Here is a 4,065-nt window from a genome sequence, read left to right on the forward strand (position 1 = left end):
TGTCGGGGTGGGTGTCGAGGTAGGCGGCGAGGCGGCCCGCTGATTCGGCGAGGGCCTTCGGCGAGCGGGCCGACACGACCACCGGTACGGGGGTGACGTTGTCCTCGCGCGGGTCGGGCTCGGCCGATTCGGGTTCGGGTGCCGCTTCCAGGATCACGTGGGCGTTGGTCCCGCTGATACCGAACGACGACACCGCGGCACGGCGCGGGCGACCGGTCTCCGGCCACGGCCGGGGCTCGGTGAGCAGGGAGACTGTGCCAGCACTCCAGTCGACGTGACGCGACGGCTCATCGACGTGCAGAGTGGGCGGCAGCACGCCATGGTGCATGGCTTCGATCATCTTGATGACGCCTGCGACGCCGGCGGCGGCTTGAGTGTGGCCGATGTTGGACTTGATGGAGCCGAGCCAGAGGGGTGACTCGGTGGTGTGGGCCTGACCGTAGGTGGCGAGGAGGGCCTGTGCCTCGATGGGGTCGCCGAGAGTGGTGCCGGTACCGTGCGCCTCTACCACGTCCACCTGGTTCGGGCTCAACTCGGCGTCTGCGAGCGCTTGCTCGATGACGCGTTGTTGGGAGGGTCCGTTGGGTGCGGTGAGGCCGTTGGAGGCGCCGTCCTGGTTGATGGCTGAGCCGCGGAGTACGGCGAGGATGGGGTGGCCGTTGCGCTGGGCGTCGGAGAGGCGTTCGAGGAGGACGAGTCCGGCGCCTTCTCCCCAGCCGGTGCCGTCGGCGGCGTCGGCGAAGGGCTTGCAGCGGCCGTCGGGAGCCAGCCCACGCTGACGGGAGAACTCGACAAAGGTACCGGGGGTGGCCATGACGGTGACGCCGCCGGCCAGCGCAAGCTCGCACTCGCCGTTGCGCAGCGCCTGGGCGGCCAGGTGGAGAGAGACGAGCGATGACGAGCAGGCGGTGTCGACCGTCACCGCCGGGCCTTCGAGACCGAAGGTGTACGCCACACGGCCCGAAGCGACACTTGCCGCGCTGCCGTTTCCGAGGTAGCCCTCGAAACCCTCCGGCGCGCGGTGCATCAGACGACCCGCATAGTCGTCGTACATCACGCCCGCGTAGACGCCGGTCTTGCTGCCCTTGAGGGTGTGCGGGTCCAGGCCCGCGCGCTCGAAGGTCTCCCAGGCGGTCTCCAGGAGCAGCCGCTGCTGAGGGTCGGTCGCGATCGCCTCACGCGGGCTCATTCCGAAGAACTCGGGGTCGAATTCATCAGCCGAATGCAGGAATCCGCCTTCGCGTGCATAGCTCTTGCCGGTGGCGTCCGGGTCGGGGTCGAAGAGTCCGTCCAGATTCCAGCCGCGGTTGTCGGGGAAGCCGGAGATCGCGTCCGTGCCCTCGGCCACCAGCGTCCACAGGTCCTCGGGCGACCGCACCCCACCCGGATAACGGCAGGCCATCGAGACGATCGCCACCGGCTCCTGACCTGCCGACTCGGCGTCCTGGAGACGTTGACGCGTCTGGTGCAACTCGGCCACTACGCGGGTCAGGTATTCCCGAAGCTTGGCTTCGTCCGACATGGGTCGTCGCTCCTCTATGCGGAATTGTTCTGATGGTGAGCCGCTGTGGATCAGGAAAGGTCGAGATCACCGTCGATGAGATCGAAGAGGTCCTCGTTCGACGCGGAACGGAGCCTTTCCTCGATGTCCTCGCCGCTTGCTGTCGGTCGACCGTTCTCGTTAAGGCGAGAAAGGAGGGCCTTGAGCCGGCGAGTCGCTTGGACCCGGCCGGGGTCGTCCTCGGCACGTTCGATCAAGGCATGCTCGATCTTGTCGATCTCAGCCAGGAATACGGACTGGGCTGACGTCTCGCCCACGCCAAGGGTGGTGCCGACGTGTTGCGCCAAGTGGTGGGGGGTCGGGTAGTCGAAGACCAGGGTGGAGGTAAGGCGTAGGCCGGTGGACTCGGTGAGGCGGTTGCGCAGCTGCACTGCCGTGAGCGAGTCGAATCCCAGCTCGTTGAAAGGCCGTTGCGGGTCGATGGCTTCCGGACCGCTGTGTCCGAGCACGGCTGCGACTCCGGCGCAGACGACTTCGAGTACGAGCTTCTCCTGTAGTTCCGATGGGAGAGAACCCAATCGCGTCGACAGGCTCGTGTCCGTCGCGTGGGCCGTGGCGGCGGTGCGTCGTCGGGTGGGGTGTGGTGTGAGGTCGTTGAGGAGTGTGGGGGTGGTTTGGGTGGTGCGGAGTGTGTGGGGGGTGAGGGGGAGGCAGAGGTGGTGGGGTTGGCCGGTGGTGAGTGCGGTGTCGAGGAGGTGGAGTGCGTGGCTGGTTTCGAGGGCTTGGGTGCTGTGGGTGACTTTGCGGATTTCGGTGTGGGTGAGGTGGCCGGTCAGTTTGGTGGTGTGTTTCCAGTAGCCCCAGGCGAGGCTGGTGGCGGGTTGGCCGTGGTGGTGGCGGTGGTGGGCGAGGGCGTCGAGGTAGGTGTTGGCGGCGGCGTAGTTGGCTTGGCCGGGGTTGCCGAGGGTGCCTGCGGCGGAGGAGTAGAGGATGAATGCGGCGAGGTCGAGGTGTTGGGTGGCGTGGTGGAGGTTCCAGGCGGCGTCGATCTTGGGGGCGAGGACGGGGTGGAGGCGGTCGGGGGTGAGGCTGGTGAGGGTGGTGTCGTCGAGGGCGCCTGCCGTGTGGATGACTGCGGTGAGGGGGTGCTCTGCCGTTATGGAGGCGATGAGTTGTTGGACGGCTTGGGGGTTTGTGGTGTCGCAGGCGGTGAGGGTGATGTGGGCGCCGAGGTTTTCGAGTTCGGTTTGGAGTTGGGTGTGTTGGGGTGCGGTGCGTGAGGCGAGGTGGAGGTGGGTGATGTGGTGGTGGGTGATGAGGTGGTGGGCGGTGAGGGTGGCGAGTCCTCCGGTGCCGCCGGTGATGAGGACGGTGCCTTCCGGGTTGAGGGGTCGTGTTGTGGGACTGGTTGTGGTTGCGGTGGGGGTGGAGCGGGTGAGGCGGGGGTTGAGGAGTTGGCTTTGGCGGTGGGCGAGTTGGGGTTCGCCGGTGGCGAGGGCGTTGGTGAGGTATGCGGTGTCGGTCGGGTCGTCGGTGTCGATGAGGTGGATGCGGTTCGGGTGTTCGTTTTGTGTGGTGCGGGTCAGGCCCCAGAGGGGGGCGTGGGCCAGGTGGATGTCTTCCGTGGGGCTGGTGGCTACTGCCTTCTGGGTGAGGATCACCAGACGTCGTTCGGTGTCCTCGTTGGTGGACAGCCACTGCTGGAGGTGAGTCAAGAGTGCTTCTGTCGCGGCATGTGCAGCCGCGGGGTCATCGCTGTCCGGTTCCCCCTCCGGGATGTAGACGTCGACTTCGTTGAGGTCGATGGGCTGGGTGCCTGGCTCGGCGGGTTTCCAGGTGAGGTGGAAGAGGCTGTTGCGGGTGTTCGTGTCGGGGGTTTTGTGGAGTGTGGTGGGGTCGATGGGGCGGGTGGCGAGGGTGTTGACGGTGGCGACGGGTGTGCCGGTGGGGTCCCAGGCCCGGACGGCGATGTCGTTGCCGGTGGTGGTGAGGGTGACGCGGAGGTGGGTGGCGTTGGTGGCGTGGATGGTGACGCCGGTCCAGGCGAACGGCAGTCGTACGTCACTGTGCGTGCTGCTGTTGGTGGTGGCGAGGGGGTGGAGGGTTGCGTCGAGGAGGGCCGGGTGGATGGTGTGTCCGGTGGGGTCGGTGTCTTCGGGCAGGGTGACTTCGGCGTGGAGGGTGCCGTCGGTTTGTGACCAGACCGCGGTGACGCCTTGGAAGGTGGGGCCGTACTCGTAGCCATTGGTGGCTAGTTGGTCGTAGAGGGTGGTGGCGTCGACCGGTTGTGCCCCGGTGGGTGGCCATTGTGTGAGGGGCTGGGTGTGTTCGTCTGTGGTGGTGAGGGTGCCGGTGGCGTGGCAGGTCCACTCGGAGTCGGAACTGTCTCGTTCGTGGGTGTGGGGGCGGGAGTGGATGGTGACGCGCCAGGTGTCGGCGTCGGCGTCGGTGTCGGGAGTCGTGGTGACTTGGAGGTCGCGGCTGGTCGTGTCGTCCAGGATGAGTGGTGTGTGGAGGGTGAGTTCTTCGAGGTGGGTGGTGCTGGTGTGGTCTCCGGCGTGGAG

At 67.1% G+C, this 4,065-nt stretch carries 2 protein-coding genes; both read right to left on the reverse strand.

What is annotated here, in order from left to right; genetic code table 11:
- Positions 1 to 1,522 (reverse strand): type I polyketide synthase (locus ACIQNG_RS39055; RefSeq protein ID WP_401492015.1); only part of this gene is annotated, 1,522 nt, incomplete at its 3' end.
- A gap of 50 nt (positions 1,523 to 1,572) precedes the next feature.
- Positions 1,573 to 4,065, reverse strand: a 2,493-nt coding sequence (locus ACIQNG_RS39060; protein ID WP_401492018.1) for an SDR family NAD(P)-dependent oxidoreductase, incomplete at its 5' end; no start/stop codon positions are given.

The organism is Streptomyces sp. NPDC091377 (assembly GCF_044757045.1).
Classification (GTDB): Bacteria; Actinomycetota; Actinomycetes; order Streptomycetales; family Streptomycetaceae; genus Streptomyces.